Origin of the sequence: Dolichospermum sp. DET69, from assembly GCA_017355425.1 — a bacterium.
Classification (GTDB): Bacteria; Cyanobacteriota; Cyanobacteriia; order Cyanobacteriales; family Nostocaceae; genus Dolichospermum.
Genome location: CP070233.1, coordinates 5,618,102 through 5,639,950 on the forward strand (window position 1 = coordinate 5,618,102; position 21,849 = coordinate 5,639,950).

21 protein-coding genes and 3 pseudogenes are annotated in these 21,849 nt (G+C 37.5%); 16 read left to right on the forward strand and 8 right to left on the reverse strand.

The window, feature by feature from the left end; genetic code table 11:
* Window positions 1-16 precede the first annotated feature (16 nt).
* The 9 genes and pseudogenes from EZY12_25795 (at window position 17) to EZY12_25835 (ending at window position 5,839) form a co-directional block, all read left to right on the forward strand.
* Window positions 17-1,285 (forward strand): PDZ domain-containing protein, encoded by a 1,269-nt coding sequence (locus tag EZY12_25795; protein QSX67990.1) that lies wholly within the window; start codon window positions 17-19, stop codon window positions 1,283-1,285.
* 110 nt (window positions 1,286-1,395) lie between these two features.
* The gene (locus tag EZY12_25800; protein ID QSX67991.1) at window positions 1,396-1,773 is read left to right on the forward strand and encodes a hypothetical protein; all 378 of its coding nucleotides are present in this window, start codon (window positions 1,396-1,398) and stop codon (window positions 1,771-1,773) included.
* Window positions 1,686-2,504 (forward strand): annotated as a pseudogene (locus tag EZY12_25805) (AAA family ATPase). Before EZY12_25800 ends, EZY12_25805 begins: the two are co-directional and overlap by 88 nt.
* Before the next feature lie 205 nt (window positions 2,505-2,709).
* Window positions 2,710-3,840 (forward strand): hypothetical protein, encoded by a 1,131-nt coding sequence (locus EZY12_25810; protein ID QSX67992.1) that lies wholly within the window; start codon window positions 2,710-2,712, stop codon window positions 3,838-3,840.
* Between the two features lie 2 nt (window positions 3,841-3,842).
* Window positions 3,843-4,085 carry a hypothetical protein gene (locus EZY12_25815; GenBank protein QSX67993.1) on the forward strand — a complete coding sequence of 81 codons (243 nt, stop codon included), beginning with the start codon at window positions 3,843-3,845 and terminating at the stop codon, window positions 4,083-4,085.
* Window positions 4,086-4,363: 278 nt separating this feature from the next.
* Window positions 4,364-4,717: a MarR family transcriptional regulator gene (locus EZY12_25820; GenBank protein ID QSX67994.1), complete on the forward strand. Its 354-nt coding sequence runs from the start codon at window positions 4,364-4,366 to the stop codon at window positions 4,715-4,717.
* 141 nt (window positions 4,718-4,858) lie between these two features.
* Window positions 4,859-5,068: a type II toxin-antitoxin system HicB family antitoxin gene (locus tag EZY12_25825; GenBank protein QSX67995.1), complete on the forward strand. Its 210-nt coding sequence runs from the start codon at window positions 4,859-4,861 to the stop codon at window positions 5,066-5,068.
* A gap of 151 nt (window positions 5,069-5,219) precedes the next feature.
* Window positions 5,220-5,429, forward strand: a complete 210-nt coding sequence (locus tag EZY12_25830) for a hypothetical protein (GenBank protein QSX67996.1) — start codon at window positions 5,220-5,222, stop codon at window positions 5,427-5,429.
* Window positions 5,426-5,839 carry a PIN domain-containing protein gene (locus tag EZY12_25835; protein QSX67997.1) on the forward strand — a complete coding sequence of 138 codons (414 nt, stop codon included), beginning with the start codon at window positions 5,426-5,428 and terminating at the stop codon, window positions 5,837-5,839. Before EZY12_25830 ends, EZY12_25835 begins: the two co-directional genes overlap by 4 nt.
* Before the next feature lie 310 nt (window positions 5,840-6,149).
* On the opposite strand, the pseudogene EZY12_25840 reads toward EZY12_25835, so the two are convergent.
* Both EZY12_25840 and EZY12_25845 read right to left on the reverse strand, forming a co-directional pair.
* A pseudogene (locus tag EZY12_25840) lies at window positions 6,150-6,453 on the reverse strand (transposase).
* Window positions 6,454-6,667: 214 nt separating this feature from the next.
* Window positions 6,668-7,396, reverse strand: coding sequence for an MBL fold metallo-hydrolase (locus tag EZY12_25845; protein ID QSX67998.1), 729 nt, complete (start codon window positions 7,394-7,396; stop codon window positions 6,668-6,670).
* A gap of 165 nt (window positions 7,397-7,561) precedes the next feature.
* Between EZY12_25845 and EZY12_25850 the strand changes: the two genes are divergently transcribed.
* Complete coding sequence (locus EZY12_25850) at window positions 7,562-9,040, forward strand: site-2 protease family protein (GenBank protein ID QSX67999.1); 1,479 nt, start codon at window positions 7,562-7,564, stop codon at window positions 9,038-9,040.
* A 144-nt stretch (window positions 9,041-9,184) separates the two neighbouring features.
* On the opposite strand, the gene EZY12_25855 is transcribed toward EZY12_25850, so the two are convergent.
* The 4 genes from EZY12_25855 to EZY12_25870 form a co-directional block, all read right to left on the reverse strand.
* Window positions 9,185-9,739 carry a phycobiliprotein lyase gene (locus EZY12_25855; protein ID QSX68000.1) on the reverse strand — a complete coding sequence of 185 codons (555 nt, stop codon included), beginning with the start codon at window positions 9,737-9,739 and terminating at the stop codon, window positions 9,185-9,187.
* A 64-nt stretch (window positions 9,740-9,803) separates the two neighbouring features.
* Entirely contained in the window at window positions 9,804-10,484 is a 681-nt protein-coding gene (locus EZY12_25860) for a HEAT repeat domain-containing protein (GenBank protein ID QSX68001.1), read from the reverse strand.
* Window positions 10,485-10,576: 92 nt separating this feature from the next.
* A complete protein-coding gene (locus tag EZY12_25865) occupies window positions 10,577-11,380 on the reverse strand; it encodes a hypothetical protein (protein QSX68002.1) in 804 nt (267 codons plus the stop codon).
* Window positions 11,381-11,676: 296 nt separating this feature from the next.
* Window positions 11,677-12,345, reverse strand: a complete 669-nt coding sequence (locus tag EZY12_25870; protein QSX68003.1) for a fasciclin domain-containing protein — start codon at window positions 12,343-12,345, stop codon at window positions 11,677-11,679.
* A gap of 560 nt (window positions 12,346-12,905) precedes the next feature.
* Here EZY12_25870 and EZY12_25875 point away from each other — a divergent pair.
* The 5 genes and pseudogenes from EZY12_25875 to EZY12_25895 all read left to right on the forward strand — a co-directional run bounded on the left by EZY12_25875 (window position 12,906) and on the right by EZY12_25895 (window position 19,026).
* Window positions 12,906-13,700: a glutathione S-transferase family protein gene (locus EZY12_25875; protein ID QSX68004.1), complete on the forward strand. Its 795-nt coding sequence runs from the start codon at window positions 12,906-12,908 to the stop codon at window positions 13,698-13,700.
* A 103-nt stretch (window positions 13,701-13,803) separates the two neighbouring features.
* Window positions 13,804-15,534, forward strand: a complete 1,731-nt coding sequence (locus EZY12_25880) for an ATP-binding protein (GenBank protein ID QSX68005.1) — start codon at window positions 13,804-13,806, stop codon at window positions 15,532-15,534.
* A gap of 513 nt (window positions 15,535-16,047) precedes the next feature.
* A complete protein-coding gene (locus EZY12_25885; protein ID QSX68006.1) occupies window positions 16,048-17,031 on the forward strand; it encodes an RNA polymerase sigma factor, RpoD/SigA family in 984 nt (327 codons plus the stop codon).
* Window positions 17,032-17,646: 615 nt separating this feature from the next.
* Window positions 17,647-18,363 (forward strand): hypothetical protein, encoded by a 717-nt coding sequence (locus EZY12_25890; protein QSX68007.1) that lies wholly within the window; start codon window positions 17,647-17,649, stop codon window positions 18,361-18,363.
* A gap of 276 nt (window positions 18,364-18,639) precedes the next feature.
* A pseudogene (locus tag EZY12_25895) lies at window positions 18,640-19,026 on the forward strand (type II toxin-antitoxin system VapC family toxin).
* 16 nt (window positions 19,027-19,042) lie between these two features.
* On the opposite strand, the gene cobO reads toward EZY12_25895, so the two are convergent.
* A complete protein-coding gene (gene cobO, locus EZY12_25900) occupies window positions 19,043-19,732 on the reverse strand; it encodes a cob(I)yrinic acid a,c-diamide adenosyltransferase (protein ID QSX68008.1) in 690 nt (229 codons plus the stop codon).
* A 116-nt stretch (window positions 19,733-19,848) separates the two neighbouring features.
* Complete coding sequence (locus tag EZY12_25905; protein ID QSX68009.1) at window positions 19,849-20,136, reverse strand: DUF433 domain-containing protein; 288 nt, start codon at window positions 20,134-20,136, stop codon at window positions 19,849-19,851.
* Window positions 20,137-20,336: 200 nt separating this feature from the next.
* Between EZY12_25905 and EZY12_25910 the strand changes: the two genes are divergently transcribed.
* On the forward strand, window positions 20,337-21,482 hold the full coding sequence (locus EZY12_25910) for a deoxyhypusine synthase (protein QSX68010.1): 1,146 nt from the start codon (window positions 20,337-20,339) through the stop codon (window positions 21,480-21,482).
* Window positions 21,483-21,849: the final 367 nt, after the last annotated feature.

A 21,849-nucleotide genomic window follows, 5' to 3' on the forward strand; every position in this document is an offset into this window, starting at 1 on the left:
GAAATTTGAGTCTGAGATGACAATGAAATTAGGGTTCATTCACAAACGGGTTTGGCGGCTAGGATGCTTACTACTATTGCTTTTTTGCTTGGTGTTTGGCGGATATATTCCTCCGGCCTCAGCTTTCACCCCAGAACAGAAGCTAGTTTATGAAGTATGGCGAATTGTAAATCGCTCTTATCTGGATGGGACTTTTAACCATCAAAGCTGGGTTGATGTGCGACAAAAAGCTCTAAAGAGTCGTTTTCCTAACCAGGAAGCTGCTTATGCCACAATTGGGGATATGCTTAAGAGCCTGGATGATCCTTTTACCCGTTTTCTTGAACCTGAGAAATATCGCAGTTTGCAAGTTAGCACTTCTGGAGAATTAACAGGTGTGGGATTACAAATTATGCTCAATCCCCAAACTGGTGTTTTGGAAGTAATTACACCGATTGAAAATTCTCCAGCCGAGAAAGCGGGTTTAAAACCACGCGATCGCATTTTGAAGATTGAGGGCTTATCTACAGAGAATTTGACTCTTGATGAAGCTGCGGCGCAAATGCGGGGACGAATGGGCAGCGTTGTCACCCTTCTAATTGGCCGAGAAGGAGAACAGGACAAGGAAGTTATCTTGGTGCGCGATCGCATTTCTCTTAATCCTGTTGTCTCTGACTTGCGATTATCCCCCGCAGGAACCAAGATTGGCTATCTCACCTTGAGTCAATTTAGTGCCAATGCTGTTACTGACTTGGCACAAGCTATTTCTATTCTAGAAAAAAAAGGCGCGTCTGCCTATATTCTTGATTTGAGAAACAATCCCGGTGGACTCCTACAAGCTGGAATTGAAGTGGCTCGTTTGTGGTTAGACTCTGGCACAATCGTTTACACTGCCAATCGTCAAGGCATTCAGGGAACTTATGAAGCCTTTGGCCCTGCCCTCACAACAGATCCTTTAGTTATTCTAGTTAATCAAGGAACTGCCAGCGCCAGCGAAATTCTCGCAGGTGCATTACAAGATAATCATCGCGCCCAGTTGGTGGGAGAAACTACCTTTGGTAAGGGTTTAATTCAATCTTTGTTTGAATTATCAGACGGTTCTGGTTTGGCGGTGACAATTGCTAAATATGAAACTCCTAACCATCGAGATATTAATAAGTTGGGAATTAAGCCTGATCAAATTGTTCCCCAACCATCACTTAACCGGGAGCAAATCGGCACAAAGACAGATGTTCAATATCAAGCGGCTATCGAACTTTTGAGTAAAAATTTGGTAATGAATAATGAGTATTCAGGAAAAAAATAGGCATTGCTAAATTTAGGGTACAAATTAGACATCTGGTGAAAAAGAATGTAGGGACAATTCATGAATTGTCCCTACAAGGGTTTCAGGCTACGCATATTTAATTTTTGGAGATGTCTATTGAAAACGACACAACGGAAGCAGAATGTCTGGCATTATTGCGATCGCAAATTGCCGCAATGGTAGCCAAAGGTAACAGACAAATCTGGCGCAACCGACAAATAGCCGGACAATTAACAACCTATCTCAGTCAAATCTTGCAGATTGGAAAACAGGCGATCGCCGCAGTAAAAATGAGTGAAACTGAACGCCAACAAGCCTGGCAAAAAGCCAAAAAAAAATTGTCCAAAGCGCACCTAGACTGGGATGTGATTCAAAATCAATTAGAACGACGGCGGATTGAGTGCGATCACTCTTATTGCGTCAACAACAATTACAATGGGAAATTGAGAAACTGCAAGAAACTCAACAAAAACGCCGGGAAGACTTAACAGCACTACAAAACCAACTGCGAGATTTAGGTGCAGAATTACCCAGTCCCCTCCCAGAAGTTCCCAACAAAGTTAATTTAGAAGAATTACAAAAAGAATTGCGGAGTTTAGGCAAGCGCTTACAGGCAATGGAACCTGTAAATATGTTAGCACTGGAAGAATTTGATAAAGTCCAAGGTCGTCTCCAAGAACTTACCGAAAAATTAGAGACTTTGGAAGGGGAACGGACAGAATTATTATTAAGAATTGAAAACTTTACCACCTTACGTCAAAAAGCATTTAAAGAAGCCTTCGACGCAGTAAATGAAAATTTCCAATCAATTTTTGCTATTCTTTCCGATGGTGACGGTTATTTACAACTAGATAATCCTGAAGATCCTTTTAACAGTGGTTTAAACCTAGTCGCACACCCCAAAGGTAAACCTGTACAACGGCTTGCTTCTATGTCAGGGGGAGAGAAATCCTTAACTGCATTAAGTTTTATATTCTCCCTGCAACGTTATCGTCCCTCTCCATTTTACGCCTTTGATGAAGTGGATATGTTTTTAGATGGGTCAAATGTGGAACGATTAGCGAGAATGATTAAAAAACAAGCAGAACAGGCACAGTTTATTGTAGTGAGTTTACGCAGTCCGATGATAGAAGCAGCACAGCGGACAATTGGTGTAACTCAAGCTAGAGGTGCTTATACTCAAGTTTTGGGTATTAAATTGAAATCATCTGACCATTGATAGGTAAGAGCTAAGAAGGGTAATAAAAATTTATCTTTTCAATTACCCATTACCAATTGTCAAGTTTCTGTTAGAAATAGTGATATACATACATAAACCGGATTCAAAATTTCCTACGGCACAACGAACAGGACATATATGATGATACGATATACTTAATTTTTATGAGTTATTCAAATGCCCAATTTTACGTACAAATAACGCTATGCAAGTAAAAATCATTGGACAAGCAAAAGATTTACGGACAGATACAGATATTCTTTATGCTCAGTTATCCATACAAGACTATTTATGTTTAGTTGGGGATAACTTTGATGATTATGAACCTCAAAGAAAGCGCGAAAAATATAAAGCATATGAACGCATGAAAATTGACATCATGAATGGTGCTTTGTTACCTTCGATAACTCTCGCAGTAAAACCAGAATTAGTGAGTGATATCTTACCCATTGTACAAAAAGATAACTGGCAAGAACTTGAAAGGGCGTTAAGTAAACCAGGACAAGTAAATATTTTAGATGGATTACAACGGACGTTTATTTTAAATGACATAGCTAAGGAGAATATTGAATTTAAATCAGAACAGAAAGTTCTTGTTGAGTTCTGGCTTGAAAGTAACATCAAAAATCTTATTTACCGGATTATTGTCCTAAATGCGGGACAGAAACCTATGTCTATGAAACATCAGATCGGTCTTTTGTTCATCACTCTAAATGACACACTTAAAGCCGAAATACCAGATATTGAAATTTTCAAGGAAAAAGAATCTGCACGCCGAACAAAGGCTAGGAAGTACCCTCTCGATAGAATTGCCACCGCATATCAAAGTTTTATAACCAAAAGTCCAGAAACACAGAGACAAAATGTTGTCGCACAGAAATTAGTGGAAGAAGAAATTTTAGATTCTACAGAAGAACAACTTGGAGATCAGTTTGAAGCTTTCAAAAACTATCTGAAAATTTATGCTGATTTAGATGTTGAAGTATCTCGAATATATATAGGAAATGCTGATAAAGAAATACCAAATGGTATAAAATGGTTTGGGGAAGAAAGTGTTATAAACTCTTTTTTCGCCGCCCTTGCCCTTGTATCTAGCAATAATTCAGAGCGAGTACAAGAGGCTTTAGATACTCTTCTAAAATTACTTAGAGATGCAAAAGAAGATGATGATCCTCTCGCGTTAGAAAAATTACAGGAGTTAGAAAGTGGATTTAATGCCCGTAAGGTAAGTCTGGGCTTTGCAAAAAGGAAACTTCTGACAAATGGATTCAAAGAATACTTTCGTGAGGCAGGAAAAGAACGTTTTGTTAATTGTTGGATAACAGCAGCAGAGTAACTATGAAATATGATGATTTAAAAGAACTTGATGATAGTGATCTTCGCTATGATATAACTCAGTTTTCTGAGCATGATGGTATTTGCACTCTCAACGGAATGATACCGATACCAGTAGATGCAGTATCCTTTTCGTACGCAGGTGATGAGGATATTGAAATTTATGATGAGAGGGGTAATTATTTGGGAGTTCTCTGTATATGTAAAGCTATTACGTTAAATATATTGCTACAATGCAATATATGAAGGCCACTCTAATCGCCAAAGCAAAAGAAGTTCATGACGACGGATCAATCGTCGAAGTTGTTATATGGGAATTACCAGAACCAACAGCACCAAGCACACATAAATACAAATACAGATTATTTTACGGGCAGAATGGAAAATGTAGAATTCGATATGACAACGAACGCACAAAAAGGAGATCATAAACATATAAACTCACACGAAATAGATTACAAATTCACAAGCATTGATAAATTGCTTGACGATTTTGAAAAAGACATTGAAACCTGGAGTGAATCATGAAAGCAATTATTGAAGTAGCCAAGGGTGGTTCTGCAATCCGAGCCGCTCGTCAACAAATTAAAGACTCCGAAATTGGAAAGCCAGTAAATTTTAGACTTTCATTTGAATCTGCAAAATCACTTTTTAGCGAGCTAACACCTGCTAGACTTGATTTGCTTGATACTTTAAGCAAAATAGAGCCATGCAGTATTTACGCGCTGGCAAAAACAGCCGAAAGAAACTATTCAAACGTACACACAGACGTAAATCGCCTGGAAGAACTGGGATTAATTGAACGGACAGAAGAAGACAAAATATCTGTACCGTTTGAATCCGTTGAAATATTCATGCCACTAGCGAAAGCAGCGTGAGAAATTGACAAAGTGCGATAGCGAAGCGCGACCTAGGAATCGCTATTTATTGACGAAAGTGCGAATAGGTTAGATTGATAAAGTGCGATAGGGAACAGTGATGTTATGCTTTTCAAAGCAAGCTTTAGAGGATAAGACACGATGAAAAATCGCATCTTTACAGTTATTTTGTACAAAGAAGATGATGTTTACATTGCTGAATGTCCAGAAGTTGGCACAGTAGATCAAGGGGAAACGATTGAGCAGGCGATCGCTGGTTTGAAAGAAGCCACACGGCTTTACCTAGAGGAATTTTCTTTACCAGAAACATCTCCGAGATTTGTGACTAGTATTGAGATTAGTTATGCCTAAGCTGCCACGAATTTCAAGTAAAGAGGCAATTCGATCGCTTGAACGCTATCGCTTGAACGCTATCGCTTGTAGGTTGGATTGAGCAAGTGCGAAAAACTCAATAACACGCTAGAATTATCATATATCTACAAAATCTACTAGGTAATTAAACATGAGGTTAAAAGCAACTGAACAAGGCTTATTTATCCCTAAAGAACTATTAGGGGAAGCTCAAGAATTTGAAATTATTGCAGACCACGAAAAGCTGATAATTACTCGGATCAAAAAATCATCGTCAATCTGGGACTTAGGCAAAAATCCTGTAGAATGTGATGTACAAGATGGAGCGGTTAATCATGATCATTATTTGTATAACAAATGAAAAACATACATTTTTTAGATACAAGCTATATTCTAGCTTTAGAGATAAAAAATGAATATGCTCATCACCAAGTAATACAAAACTGGTCTACTTTAGCGATTTCAAAACCCATTTTAGTCACGACAACTTATGTTTTTGATGAAATAGTCACTTTTTTAAATAGCCGAAATCTTCATCATAAAGCTGTTGAAATTGGTAATCAGTTACTAGAGAGTCCAGACATAGAATTAGTCGAGATAGATCAGGTTTTATTCAACCAAGGATGGGAATATTTTCAAAAATATCAGGATAAGTCTTACTCTCTCACAGATTGTTTATCCTTTGTTGTAATGCAAGATCGAAAAATTTCTACAGCCTTGACCTTAGATAATCATTTTCGTCAAGCAGGATTTAAAATTTTACCATCATAATTTTATGTTTTCGATTCTTCGCCGATTTGTGCGATTAGTGCAGAAAGTGCGATAGCGAAGCGCTCCGCAGGAATCGCTTGTAGTTTAGATTGATAAAGTGCGATAGCGAAGCGCGACCTAGGAATCGCTTGTAGGTTAGATTAATAAAGTGCGTTCAATTGTACCGTTATACAGAAAAATTCTGGATAAAACCAAGGAAGAATTCTATCCGACTTTGAACGGAGAGACATCATGCAGGAATCCACTGTTTATCGTTCGATCGAAAGAGATGCTCGGAAAGAGGAGAAGCGGGCGATCGCGCTTAATCTTAAGATTCTTCCTGCTCCACGTATTTGATTCCGTATCGCTCACAGAGAGCTTTCAGTTTAAATCTAAAGCTGCTGTGGGGAATCTACACGAAGTTCTGATTATTGCGAGAACCAATATTAATAGATTGCTTCATCTCAATATTGAAGCCAACTACCAGCTTATCAATGCGATGCTCAATACAGTGGTTTACCATCCAAAATAAAGGATGCCCCATTGGTATCAATACAAGTCGCTAGATTATCAAGTCCCAAATCAATACTAATAGCACTTTCGGCTTTAGTCTCAATCGGTGTTTCTTCAGCTTCAATGTTTGTTGAGCAAGGTCTAAAGACACGCTCGTTTCCCACTTACCGAGAGGTGTTATGAAAATTTACTTTTAGCTCGGTTTTCCAGTTATTCTCAACAATTAAGATTTATTGAGAATATAGTCTCTCTAGCTAAAAGCCTCTAAACCTTTTGAAGACTCATTTATAGCTGATTTTCTTACACCGAACTCAGGTGGGCGCAAGCCCTGCGCCCCTACTTGTTTTGGATTTCCCGTAAAGCTGCTAAATTCAAGTTTGTAATTTTTTGGTAAACTTGATCTATACAGGGTTTACCTCGAAGGTAGCCTGTATTAGCACCGGGGCATAAATAAGTTAAAGTGTGTGGTGTAAAGCGATCGCTTAATAATTGAACGCTTTTGAGTTGTCGTGGCCAATGAAAAGTTTTAGAAGTGCGTAGTGGCACAGGTTCGCCATGCTGGTTAGGGAGTAAATGCCTTCCAGAAAATAACACGCCGTCAAATTCACGATAGTATAAACAAGAAGAGCCTGGAGAATGGCCTGGTGTCCAAATAATTTGTGTTGTGTCATTAAGAGTGAACTCGTCAGTAAAAGTGGTAACGGTTAAACCAGGCAATAAATAAGCTTCTTGTTCTTGAATCAGGATTTCGCAATTTAAGATTTGCTGATATTCTGCGGCTTTGCCAATAGCACCACGATGACTGATAAAAAACCACCTAACTCCCCCATGCAAGGACAAAAAATCCTGGTTTATTTGTTCTAAAGCTGGGCAATCTATCAGGATATTCCCTTCATTTGTGACAATGAAGTAAGATGTTGCTCCTAAAGTGTCCCGATTAGGTGGAAAGGCAGAAATACTGCTGGTTGTCAAAGTCTGGGAGTTTCCCTGTATTGACGTGCTTTGTGGAAATATGGAACGTGGTTGTTTAGTCTTATGACTGGACTCTTGAGCAAAAGAAGACATAAATGCAAAAAAGAAAACTGTAGGAGTGGTGAACAATCAGGTTACAGTGTATTTACTATGACTGTAAAATGTGATTGAGAAATCAAGGCGTGCAGTCTTGTTTGTGATCAAAGTCTGTAACAGAAATTATAGGTAAGGCATTCTATCAAAGATAGTGAAAATAATATGGCATTTTGGTTTCTCCTCCTTTTGGGGTCATTGACTTATTTAATGATGCAGTACAGTGTTGCACGGGCTACAAGAACCCCTGTATGGTTATTGTGGCTGGTTTTAATGACACCTGCATTTATATTAACTGGTTGGACGCTGGTATATGGTATCAAACAAACACCCCCTTCAGCGTTAATTCTTTGGGTGTCAGCGGGTTGTTTAATATTATATTGGTTATTGTTTAATAGGGGACGGCAATTACCCGTAGATCCACAAAATCAATTGGCAGAAAATCAAGAACAATCAAATAATAATTCTACAGTAGAAACGGCATCAGTCCGCCCCATTGACTCAGCAGAAGAGACCCAACTGCGAAATTGTTTTCCCTGGTCTGTATATTACGTTCAAAAGATAGAGTATCGTCCCCAATCAGTAATTTGTCGGGGACATTTACGAACTATGGCTAGTGCTGCTTATGAGCAAATTAAAGCTAATATTGAAAGCCAATTTGGCGATCGCTTTTTAGTCATATTTCAAGAAGGAATGAATAGTAAACCCTTCTTTGTTTTAGTTCCCAATCCTCAAGCAGTTAGACAAAATAATCAAAGGGATGCCGAAAATATTACTCAACCTGGTTTAGCACTGATATTGTTAGTAGCCACTTTATTCAGCACTACCTTTGTCGGGTTAAAAATCGCGGGTTTTAACATCACACAATTAGAATCAGATTTCACATTATTTTTTCAGGGTTTACCTTATGCTTTAGGGTTAATGACCATATTAGGGACTCATGAACTAGGTCATTATTTAACAGCAAGATTCTATAAAATTCGCGCCACATTACCTTATTTTATTCCTATACCTTTTTTCTTAGGAACATTTGGTGCATTTATTAAAATGCAGAGTCCCATACCTCACCGCAAAGCCTTATTTGATGTGAGTATTGCTGGCCCCCTGGCAGGATTTATTGCCACTATACCTTTATTAATCTGGGGTTTAGCTCATTCGGAAATAGTAGCTTTACCGGAAAAAACCGGAATGTTAAATCCCAATGCCCTTAATCCTAAATATTCGGTTTTATTAGCTTTACTGGCAAAATTAGCTTTAGGAAGTGAATTAACTGCAAAATCTGCCATTGATTTACATCCAGTTGCTGTAGCAGGTTTCTTAGGATTAATTGTCACAGCTTTGAATTTGATGCCCGTGGGACAACTAGATGGGGGTCACATTGTTCATGCTATGTTTGGACAACGTACCGCTGTAATCATTGGTCAAATTGCCAGATTATTATTACTAATGCTTTCGTTTATCAGAGAAGAATTTTTATTGTGGGCAATTATTTTATTATTTGTGCCGTTAGTTGATGAACCTGCTTTAAACGATGTCACAGAATTAGATAATAAACGGGATTTTATGGGATTAATATCAATGGCTTTATTATTGTTGATTGTTTTACCATTACCCCAATTTTTAGCTAATTTGTTGCAGATTTAAAAACGAGAAAGAGCTTATTTACCATTTTTGTGATCTTCAGATTAGTTAAATTCATACAGGAATATTCTATCTGCGTTCATCTGCGTTTATCCGCGTTTAATTATTAGTAAATATGTCCATAGGTGGGCATTGCCCACCCTACTATTAATTAGCGGCTTCCGTGGCCTTTTTAGAAGCCTCTGTGCTACCCATCCGAATTTCGGAAGTAAAGGAAGCCATACTAAAGCCACCAAACCGTTTAAGAACACTTACCCGCATCCGCAAATTAGGACTGGCAAACCATAGTCTTTCTTCAGACCACATGGTTTCATACTCAGTAATCAGCGTTAAAGCCCCATCATTACCGATTTTATAGCTACCAGCAACGGGGGCTTTTTCGGCATAACCCATTTCCCGGAGTAACTTACCTTCATCTGGGTTATCTGTATTGGGTACTGTGGCTAAAACAGTAGAACCTTCATGTTTTTCCTCGTCCCATTCCATTGTGCCATTCCAGGTAACTCGCGCCCCGCAGGAAGCTGTATTAGGCTCAATTTCATACTGTTGACACAGTTTAATGACTTCTGGATGATCAGCCGCTAACATCTCAATCACGATGTCTGATTTGCCGTCCTCTGACTGCTTAAACGCTAAATGGTGACTAGTCCGATGGGAAAACCATTTACCAGCACTTAATTCAAAAAATTCCTCAATATTCATAAATGAAGTTGTCCTGCATCACAATATCTCTTTTATTATTAAAAACTAGGAAGCGACTTTAAATTCAACTGAGGTTGTTGCTTTCTTCTAGTCTTTGCAGAGAAATCCTCGCTGCTTGGGCAACGTTGTTATGACTATCTTTCTCTAGATATTTTAAAGCTGAGACACTTTTAGGAGTCGGTAAATTGCCTAAAGCTTCCGCTAGACGTTGCCGCACTAACCAATCCTCTGATTGAGCAAAACGCAGAATATGTGTTACAGAATCTAGATCACGGATTTCTCCCAAAGCCGAAATAGCTGCTTGTTGGATGACTATTTCTTTACTATCTAACGCCTGGATCAGAATATCATGGGCGCGAGGGTCTTTAATATTACCTAAAGACACAGCAGCACTAAACCTAACTAGCCAATCTGTATCTTCATAAAATGCCCGTGATAACACTTCCACGGCTCTATTATCCTCCAGATATCCCAACGCCCCAGCAGCGTCAGCACGGATACCATAATCTGGATCTGTTTCTAAAATTTTTACCAGAATAGGATAGCAGTCTGGGGTTTTTTTGATGCCGAGAGCAAATATGGCCATTGAGCGCAGTTGCAGGGATTCATCATCTAACACCTTTTTAATTAAAGGAACTGCATCAGCAGCAGGTATATGACGCAAACTAGCAAGAGCTATCATGCGATCGCGCAAATTGGGACTTTCTAACTGAGCCGAAATTACTTCTAAACTTGGAGCAGCCATTTATTTGACAGCACTTTCTTAATTTATCTTTACTTTAACGTAATTATTGAGTCTGAACTGTGATTTTTGGGATTTTGATGATTTTGATGATTTTAGCGGCAACAAATCAGACAATCATCTAAATCAAATAAATCACATAAATCATAGTTCAGACAATCAAATAAATCAAATAAATCACATAAATCATAGTTCAGACAATCATCTAAATCAAATAAATCACATAAATCATAGTTCAGACAATCATCTAAATCAAATAAATCACATAAATCATAGTTCAGACAATCATCTAAATCAAATAAATCACATAAATCATAGTTCAGACAATCATCTAAATCAAATAAATCACATAAATCATAGTTCAGACAATCATCTAAATCAAATAAATCACATAAATCATAGTTCAGACAATCAAATAAATCAAATAAATCACATAAATCATAGTTCAGACAATCATCTAAATCAAATAAATCACATAAATCATAGTTCAGACAATCATCTAAATCAAATAAATCACATAAATCATAGTTCAGACAATCATCTAAATCAAATAAATCACATAAATCATAGTTCAGACAATCATCTAAATCAAATAAATCACATAAATCATAGTTCAGACAATCATCTAAATCAAATAAATCACATAAATCATAGTTCAGACAATCATCTAAATCAAATAAATCACATAAATCATAGTTCAGACAATCATCTAAATCAAATAAATCACATAAATCATAGTTCAGACAATCATCTAAATCAAATAAATCACATAAATCATAGTTCAGACAATCATCTAAATCAAATAAATCACATAAATCATAGTTCAGACAATCATCTAAATCAAATAAATCACATAAATCATAGTTCAGACAATCATCTAAATCAAATAAATCAGACAAATCATAGTTCAGACTTGGAATAAATCAGTGTGGACATAGGGTTAATGGAACGACTGTTAAAGACATAAAGACAGCGATATCCCATTAGGAGAATAATCATGGTTTTAAGTATTTTAGGAGAACTTTGTAGAGACGTTCCATGGAACGTCTCTACACGGTTTGCTGAAAATGTCTAATTAAAAAACTCAGTCTAAATATAATGTTTAAACTGAGTTTTTTTATATAGTAAAATTCTCAATTTTTAGAGAATTTGGGGACTTCGATATTCAGATTTTTACCAATCAAATACCAAAAACCTACAAACTAGGAGGCAGAATCAATACATCAATTTGATGGATAACTCCGTTACCACCCTGAATATCTGCCTTAGTTACCTTTGCATCATTGACTAGAACACCATTACTATCAACTTTGACAGTAATAGGGTCTCCTTGTAGGCTTTTTACTTCCCCAGATTTTAAATCACTTGAAAGTACCTTACCAGGGACTACATGATATGTTAGAACTTTCACTAATACTTCCTTATTTTCTGGCTTTAACAACTCTCGTAATGCGTCTTGTGGTAGTTTTTTGAATGCTTCATCTGTGGGGGCAAAAATGGTAAAAGGACCAGTCCCTTGTAAAGTTTTTGTAAGTCCCGCTGCATCTAAGGCTTTGAGAAGGGTCTTAAAAGATCCATTAGCTTGAGCCAAATCTACTATGTTTCTGGTTTCTTTTGTTTCAGTTATGGGTGTTGTTGGGGTGGATTGAATAGGGGGAACTTCTGTTTCTGACTCCGTGGGTTTGGTGACAGGTGGAGTTTCACTAGGTTTTTTGCTACGATTGTAAGGCGGTTCGTTGAAAATACTTGGCTTAGTATTGCGGACTTCTTTGGCTGGAGATGGGATAGCAGTCAAAAGACTGATACTAATTAATCCCATGATGGCAGTGATTCTGGTCAATAATTTGCTGTAATTAGCCTTCATAAATTTTGTTTGTACTGATTGCATACAAGTTATATCAAGATTTATAACATTTTGCCAAATAAAAAAATTTATTTACTTAGTGAACAAGAGCTTTATCAAAAATTAGGTAACACTATCGAAGAATTTAGGAATCAGTAGTCAGAATATTTGTAAAGTCTCGCAGTTTTATGATAAATTATAATTTGTACATTGGCTAAATTGACTAAAAATACTAAATACGGGTATTGATTTTATTTGTTATACATCCTTATTTGTTCGCTAGAAAACCCACGCCACAGATCATGTGCGTCATAAAGGCATAAAAAAAACAAAATTGAGACTGGGTTTGCACCGTGCATAAGTCCTATAAATTATTTTAAAAATACAAAACATCTTTTGTAGTGCTAAATCAATCTATCTATTGGTAGAAAAATCCTAGTTAATTAGGACAGAAATTAGAGTAATTTTTAACTTGATTGGCAGCAACTCAACCCAAAAAATGGTAAATTAATCGGAAAAATGCTAAGAATTAAAGATACAATCATAAAATTGACAACCAAGCAAGGTGCAAAATATACAATATGCTAGAACTATATCAGTGGGAACTATCTCAATTTTCCGAAAAAGTCCGACTCATTCTCGATTATAAAGGGCTAGAGTATCGCAAAATTGAAGTTGCACCAGGAATTGGACAGTTAGAATTATTTCGGATGACTGGACAGAAACAAGTCCCAGTGCTAAAAGATGGTAATAGATATATTGCTGATTCTACAGAAATCGCTAAGTATTTAGATTCAGAATACCCAGATCGGCCACTGATACCAACAGATCCCAAAAAACGCGCTTTGACTTTATTATTAGAAGATTGGGCAGATGAGTCAATAGGTGTTAAAGGTAGAAAGGCTCTATTTGCAGCCATTAGTCAAGATCAGAATTTCCGTAAGTCGTTGTTACCAGTTTCTACTCCAGATATTCTCAAAAGTTTTGTAGAAGGTGTTCCTGGTGATTTTCTGTCTGCGCTCGGTTTTGGTGTAGGTTTTACGCCCGATGCGGTAAATGCGGCTATTAGCAGCTTAAAACAAGATTTAGACATTATTACCCAATTGTTGGTAGGTAGTCCTTATTTAACAGGTGATGAACCAACGTTAGCTGATCTAACGGTAGCTAGTTTGTCAATACTTTTGAAGTTTCCTGATGGCGCTTACTTAGATTTACCAGTATCTCTCAGAGGAAAGGGGTTATCTAGCATAATTAATAATCCTGAGTATGAAGCATTTTTCGCCTGGCGCGATCGCATCTACTCACAATTTAGGAAACCATTACCAGGAATCACACCACCAACAGGAAATGCACCCACAAGCATTCAAATTGATTAAGTTATTAGTCATTAGTTCTTAGTTCTTAGTCATTGAAGAACGGACAAATGACAAATGACCAATGACAAATGACCAATGACAAATAACTAATGACAAAATTAACATGAATTTGGGACAACCATTAGGTTCAGTTATTCAAGGTTCTCTGACTGGAGGTTTGGAAGTCAGATTACACCCAGACATTTCTGTCGAAGATATGCGGGTGGGTAAATTTCTCGTGGTACAGGGAATGCGATCGCGTTTTTTCTGTATGCTAACAGATGTATCCTTAGGAATGGCAAATGACCGCATTACAGCTAGTCCTCCCAATTGGGAAGATAGTTTTTTGCGCGAAGTCTTAGCTGGTAGCGGTACTTATGGGATGATCAACCTAGCACCCATGTTGATGTTTACCCCTGAATCTCAAGAATCTGGTTTTTCCAGCAATGGTAAATCCCCTAATTCTTTTATACCATCGTCTACGGGTTTAGCCTCCTTTCAACCCCAAACTAGTACGACGATGGAATTATTGCCTGTTAAAACTATTCCTAGTCACTTCAGCCAAGTTTACGAAGCCAAGGAAGAGGATTTCCGTAAAGTGTTTGGTTGGGAAGATGATCCTCAACGCAACAACTTTTCTATCGGTAAACCATTAGATATGGATGTGCCGATTTGTATTGATTTAAACCGCTTTGTCGAACGAAGTAACGGGATTTTTGGTAAATCTGGGACTGGTAAATCTTTCCTGACTCGCTTAATTTTAGCTGGTGTAATTCGCAAAAATGCTGCTGTCAACTTGATTTTTGATATGCACTCAGAATATGGTTGGGAAGCGGTCGCAGAAGGAAAAAACGTCAGCACTGTTAAAGGCTTAAAACAGTTATTTCCCGGACAAGTAGAAGTATACACACTTGATCCAGATTCAACTAAGCGGCGAGGAGTTAGGGACGCGCAAGAACTCTATCTTAGTTATGAACAAATTGAAGTTGAAGATATTAAATTATGTAATCGTGATTTAGGACTTTCAGAAGCGGCTTTAGATAATGCCAATATTCTATTTAGTGAATTAGGTAAATCTTGGATTATTAAGTTACTAAATATGAGTAACGAAGATATTGAGATGTTTTGTGACGAAAAGCGAGGACACAAAGGCTCAATCATGGCATTACAGCGTAAACTATTACGTTTAGATAATTTAAAATATATGCGGAGCGCTTGTCCGCAAAATTATATTAAAAATATTGTCCAATGTCTGGAAGCTGGAAAAAACGTAGTTATTGAATTTGGTTCCCAGTCAAATATGCTTTCATATATGTTGGTAACAAATATGATCACCAGACGGATACATGAGCATTATGTCAAAAAAGCCGATAAATTTCTCCAAAGCAAAAATCCTTTAGATCGTCCCACACCATTAATGATTACAATCGAGGAAGCACACCGCTTTCTTGACCCAGGAGTAGTACAAAGTACAATTTTTGGAACTATTGCTAGGGAACTGCGAAAATATTTTGTCACACTTTTGGTAGTTGATCAACGTCCATCGGGGATAGATAATGAGGTTATGTCCCAGATCGGTACTCGCATTACGGCTTTGCTAAATGACGAGAAGGATATTGATGCTATTTTTACTGGTGTATCTGGTGCGGGTGGTTTACGCTCAGTCTTAGCTAAGTTAGACTCTAAGCAACAGGCTCTAATTTTAGGTCATGCTGTTCCTATGCCGGTGGTTGTGCGTACCCGTCCCTATGATTCCACCTTTTACGCCGAAATTGGTGCTATCGCTTGGGAAGAAAAGTCAGATGAGGAAGTATTCACCGCTGCTGAACTAGCAAAAGCAGACTTAGGATTTTAGTTCAATAAACAACCGTCAACCGTCAACTTCGTAACATCCCTCCTTTTACAAGTAACTCAAGTTCGGTTATCCGGCTACTTGAAAGCAACTTGAGAGGGTTCTTTCGCGTCACTATGAATATACCAGCACAGTTTTTTGGAAGTTAAAGAAAAATAGTTATCAACTTTTTAGATTGATTACTGAAATATTTATCATCTGGGAACTTTACTATTCGCTCTGTTTGTCGTAACATAAAACCAAAGTAAACTCATACTGACTCCGTTTTTTTAAACCGACTACTAGATAAATAAAAAAAACAATTCTAGAAAACAGTCCAATGTACTTTTGCTAAAACTCCAAAATTAAGGAAAGATAAGGAGACATATTTTTAGAGTACCAACACCTTAATAAAGGCTTGATCAATGTAATTATTGATGGTAGCTTTTTATATCCAGTAATGTATATTGTTAGGCTTCCGAATTGCCTTTGTTAAAAAAATATTGATTATGTTTAAGGAGTAGAGGAAAAGCGCCAATGCCTACAGCTAAAAATCATACAGAAAATGTCAATGCCAAATTCACAGCGGATATGGTGCGAACCTATCTGCGGGAAATTGGCCGTGTACCCTTGTTAAGCCGTGAGCAAGAGATTATTTACGGTAAACAAGTACAGCAAATGATGGCACTGCTAGAAGCTAAAGAAGCTTTAAGCAAAGAAATTGATCATGAACCTAGTCTATCAGAATGGGCTGCCCGTGTTGAGCAATCCGAAACAGAACTAAATCATTTGATGACGCAAGGTAAACGAGCCAAGCAAAAAATGATTGAAGCGAATTTACGCTTGGTTGTAGCTATTGCGAAAAAATATCAAAAGCGCAATATGGAGTTTCTGGATTTAATTCAGGAAGGAACTTTGGGCTTAGAACGGGGTGTGGAGAAATTTGATCCTATGCGGGGTTATAAGTTCTCAACCTATGCTTACTGGTGGATTCGTCAAGCAATTACCAGAGCGATCGCCCAACAAGGCCGAACAATCCGCTTACCAATTCATATTACCGAGAAATTGAACAAAATTAAAAAAGTTCAACGGGAATTAGCCCAAAAGTTAGGAAGATCACCCTCACCTACGGAAATCGCCAAAGAATTAGAGTTAGAACCTGCTCAGATTCGTGAATATCTGAATATGGCTCGTCAACCAGTCTCTCTAGATGTGCGTGTCGGTGAGAACCAGGATACTGAGTTGCAAGAAATGCTGGAAGATGATGGGCCATCACCAGAGTATTACACTACTCAGGAATTCTTACGTCAAGATTTGAATAGTCTGCTTGCAGAACTCACACCTCAACAGCGCCAAGTTGTAGCCTTACGTTTTGGGTTAGAAGATGGAAATGAACTGTCTTTGGCAAAAGTCGGTGAACGGTTAAACCTCAGCCGGGAACGAGTCCGTCAACTAGAACATCAAGCTCTTGCACATTTACGTCGCCGTCGAGCTAATGTCAAAGAATACATCGCCAGCTAGAAATGCTAACGCGCAACATTGTATCTCAAAGCATCTCCCTCGGTGATGCGCCTCCTGAGTCCAAAACAGGGGGCAATTTTTTTTGGGGAGAAAGCAGGAAGGGTTTTTAATTTATTTTGCGAAATCGGTGAATTAGCAGTTGTATGTACTTTTAGTTCCACACCAAAATTAAACAGATTAGATATATCCCAAAAATGCACATAAGAGACTTCCAAATAAAAAAATATCCCAAAATTTCTTGTGGTGCAGGCATACTTCGACAAGCTCAGTACAAGTCTTGCCTGCTAATAATATCAGGAGGGAACCAGATGCCCATCCCACAAGATTGGATAATCTTTTTTGTGGAGTCTTCTAATCACGATGACAAAGTATAAAAATTTTTAATCTTTATTTTACATCCCCCAATTGGATGATTTTGTTATGTGAAGTATAAATTTATTAACTAATGATAATCTGCAATTATTCCCTAAAATCACATAAACAGAGAGTTTTTGCTGAATTTGAAATTAAATATATAGATAAAACTTTTGAGGGAATCTTCTGTAATTACTATTTAGTTATTATTGCAGGAATCCAGGAAACAACCATACTTAACTTTATTGCGGGAGAAATCCGGTGCTTAATCATATTTCCAAATTAATGACTTCCAGTAAATTTCAATTTCCCGTCGTTGGCTTGATTATTTCTATTGGTGTTTTAGGTATTAATTATTCTAGTCAACAACATTACAAACTCCTCTCATCAACAGCTATGGCTGCTAATTATGTAGTACCTCACCATCAAAGTCAGATTAAATCTGATCCGGCTCTTTTATCACTAGTCCAAGAGATAAAACAGAAAAGTATTCAACAATCACCAGTTAATAGTTATTATCAGGTATCTACTGATAAATTGACAAAAAATATCACCACATTAGCTACAAATACAAGAGAACTAGGTAAAAAAGGAAAAGTTGAATTTCCAGAACAAGATGGGATTTATCTTTATGGACAATCAGCAACACCAAATCAATTAGGACAAGGTTACATTCTCTTTCAAAAACAGCAAAGTAAAATCATTGGGGCTTTATATGTTCCTCAATCCGAATTTAGTTGTTTTCAAGGAACTTTGGCTGAGTCAGGAGAATTAGCAATGACGGTGAAGAGTTCCCCCGGTGAAGTCGGTGCAATTGAGGTTTCTACAAGTAGCACAATACCTAAAATCAGTGATGATGAATCAACAAGTTATGCTCACTCAATCAGTTTGCAAGACTATCATCAATTAAATTTTTTGAGTCCTAATGATAGAGAAATATTGCAAATGTGTAAACAGGACGCTAATGGTGTTAGGTAAGCTTTTACAAGATTGCCAATATAGTTTAAAACATCTATAATAAGGATGGACAAAGTATTCTTTGTTAACAATGATATTGAACGAAATCTATCAGGATTTATCAAACTCATTCAAGAAGGTAATAGCTTGATTATTACTCAAGCGAATGAACCAATTGTGATAAATCAATCTCTGAAAAAAGCCTCGTCCTATTGGTCTATGTGCAGGTGAATTTGTTGTTCCTGATGATTTTAATGATCCTCTTCCTGAAGAGATTATTAATCTGTTTGAAAGTCCATGAAACTACTGTTAGATACTCATATTTTTCTGTGGTTTATTACTAATAATAACCGACTATCACAAAAATATTGTGATTCTATTAGTGATGCAGATAATGAAATTTATTTGAGTGTAGTTTCAGTTTGGGAAGCAATGATTAAATATCAATTAGGAAAATTAACTTTACCAGAATCTCCTGATACTTATCTTCCCAAACAACGTGAAAAGCATTTAATTTCTAGCTTATCTATTAATGAAACTACGATTGCTCAATTAGCCAAACTACCACCCTGACATCATGATCCCTTTGATCGTCTTTTAATTTGTCAATCTTTAGAGCATGATTTAATGATGATGACAGAAGATAAAGCAATTATTTCCTATCCAATGGCTAAAGGTTTTTGAATATTTACAAATCCCATTAATACTCAATTCCCGCTTGAGCTTTCACACCTTGATCCTTAAAAGGATGCTTAACTAATGTCATTTCCGTGACTAAATCTGCCTTTTCAATTAGTGGTGGTGGTGCGCCTCTTCCCGTGAGAATTACGTGCTTGTCTGCTGGTTTTTCGGCTAAACCTGCTAATACTTCTTCAACTTGTAAATAACCCAGTTTGAGAGCAATATTAATTTCATCTAAAAGAACTAATTTAAAATCGGGGTTTTTGATAAATTCTAGGGATTTTTCCCAAGCAGCAGCAGCTTTATCGAGATCACGATCACGATCTTGGGTTTCCCATGTAAAACCTTCACCCATTGCGTGAAATTCTAGTTGGTTTTCCCAATGACTAAAAGCGCGTTTCTCTGCTGGTTCCCATGAGCCTTTGATAAATTGAACTATTGCTACTTTATATCCATGTCCAAGCGATCGCAAAACCATTCCCAAAGCCGCAGTAGTTTTACCTTTACCATGACCAGTATTGACAATAATTAAGCCTTTTTCGGGTATGGCTTTAGCTATGCGTTGATCTTGGACTTCTTTCCGTCGCTGCATTTTTTGACGATACTTATCATCAGACTTATCATCAGGTTGAGATGATGATATTACCTCATCAATTAACCGAGAAATTTCTTGATCTGTGTTTAATTCTTCTGGAGTGTCGTTTTTCATAAACCCTGTTGATAAATAACTGTTAAGACTAAGAGAATGAAGTATAATTTCTCTGCTTCGACAAATTCATTAGTCATGATAAACCAGAAATCATATAAATTCTGTTAGCTGCGATCTTAATAATTTGTTTTATATTCTACTTCAAATCGTTGACATTCTTCTTGATATCGAGTGAATTCAATATCTAGTGATTCCTTATTAGCATAATAATAAGCCAACGCAGTGTAAATACCTGCAATTGTCAAATAAGGTTTATCTTCCATAATTTCTTCTGGAGTCATACCAGATTTAATCTCATTCATAATATACTGAACAGTAATGCGAGTGTCAGCAATTCGCGGACGACCACCACAAGTATCTGGTGTGCTAACAATCAAAGTGGAAATATCTGTGATGGTTGGCATCGGTTTCTGACTTAATCCTCTGGAATAATCTTATTGTAAACCGAAAAGAGCGATCGCTAATTGCTATTTAGTAATCACTTAAATTATTCCATTGAGCATTACCACTAATTTATATCGCTACAAAATATTTTAGTAACTTCCGTACATTTGAATACGATAACATTGTATTCGGCATATTTACTATTCAGGATTTCCCAAAAATGTCACAACAACAAGGTAAGAAAATTGCCCCTATCCCAATGTCTAACAATGTTAGCGTGGTTGACTTGATTGATACCTATTTTACCGCTTACAACTCAGCCCGGTTGCGGGAAGCCTGTCAACTGCTGACTCAGGAAGTGTTTCAAGAGGGTGTCACTGTGGGAGTTAGCCTTTCCGGGGCTATGACACCCGCAGGTTTTGGCGTTTCTGCCCTTGCACCCCTAATTCGCAATGGTTTTATTGATTGGATGATTAGCACTGGTGCGAATCTTTACCATGATATGCACTATGGTTTAGGTTTTGAACTATTTGCTGGTAGTCCCTTTTTAGATGATGTCAAATTGCGAGAAGAAGGGACAATCAGGATTTATGACATTATTTTTGGTTACGACGTACTGCTAGAAACTGACGCTTTTATTCGTAAAGTTCTCCAAGCAGAACCTTTCCAAAAACGCATGGGAACGGCTGAATTTCATTATTTACTGGGTAAGTGCGTCTGGGAAATAGAAAAGCAATTGGGTGTCAAAAATTCCTGTCTATTGGCGACAGCTTATGAATGTGGCGTACCTATTTATACTTCTTCTCCTGGAGATAGTTCCATAGGGATGAATGTCGCTGCTTTGGCTTTAGAAGGTTCAAAGTTGGTAATAGATCCCTCCATTGACGTAAATGAAACAGCAGCGATTGTGTATGGGGCGAGAGAAAACGACGGTACAAGTGCAGCGGTAATTATTGGTGGTGGTAGTCCTAAAAACTTTTTATTACAAACACAACCGCAACTTCACGAGGTTTTAGGATTGGAAGAACGGGGACATGATTTCTTTGTGCAGTTTACTGACGCACGTCCTGATACTGGTGGTTTGTCTGGGGCGACTCCCGCAGAAGCTGTGAGTTGGGGGAAAATTGATCCAGATGAGTTACCTAGTGCCATTGTTTGTTATACCGATAGTACAATTGCTTTGCCTTTGGTGACTGCTTATGTCCTGAATCAATGTCCACCTCGTCCCCTGAAGCGGTTGTATGATGGACGTGAGGCTTTACTAGATACATTGCAAAAAGACTATCTAGCAGCTAAAGATCAGCCTGTTGAGGGTACCAAAGAAAAAGTCGCTACTTATCCCTGCGGTACACCAGTTAAAAGTTAATCAGGTAAACCTTTTAGCCTTTTAATATTCCACTCTTGTGGTGCGGGCATCTTGCCCGCTTTTGACATAAAATACTAAGAGAACTACACAAAAAAGATGAACTGCTTGCAGCAGCGCTTCGCTATCCAATTTTGTGGGATGGGCATCTGGTCCCTCCCTGTATTATTAGGGAACCAGATGCCCGCACCACAAGAAATTTTGGATATTTTTTTAATTGAAAGTCTCTAAAGAAACAATAATACTTTTGAAAGCAACTTACCATAACCAATTAAATTATACAATAATACCCTTAGTGTTAACGCCAAAAAAGAAGAATAAGGGGGTTGACATCCGGTTAAAAATTTGTTATGGTAAACTTGATAAGGAA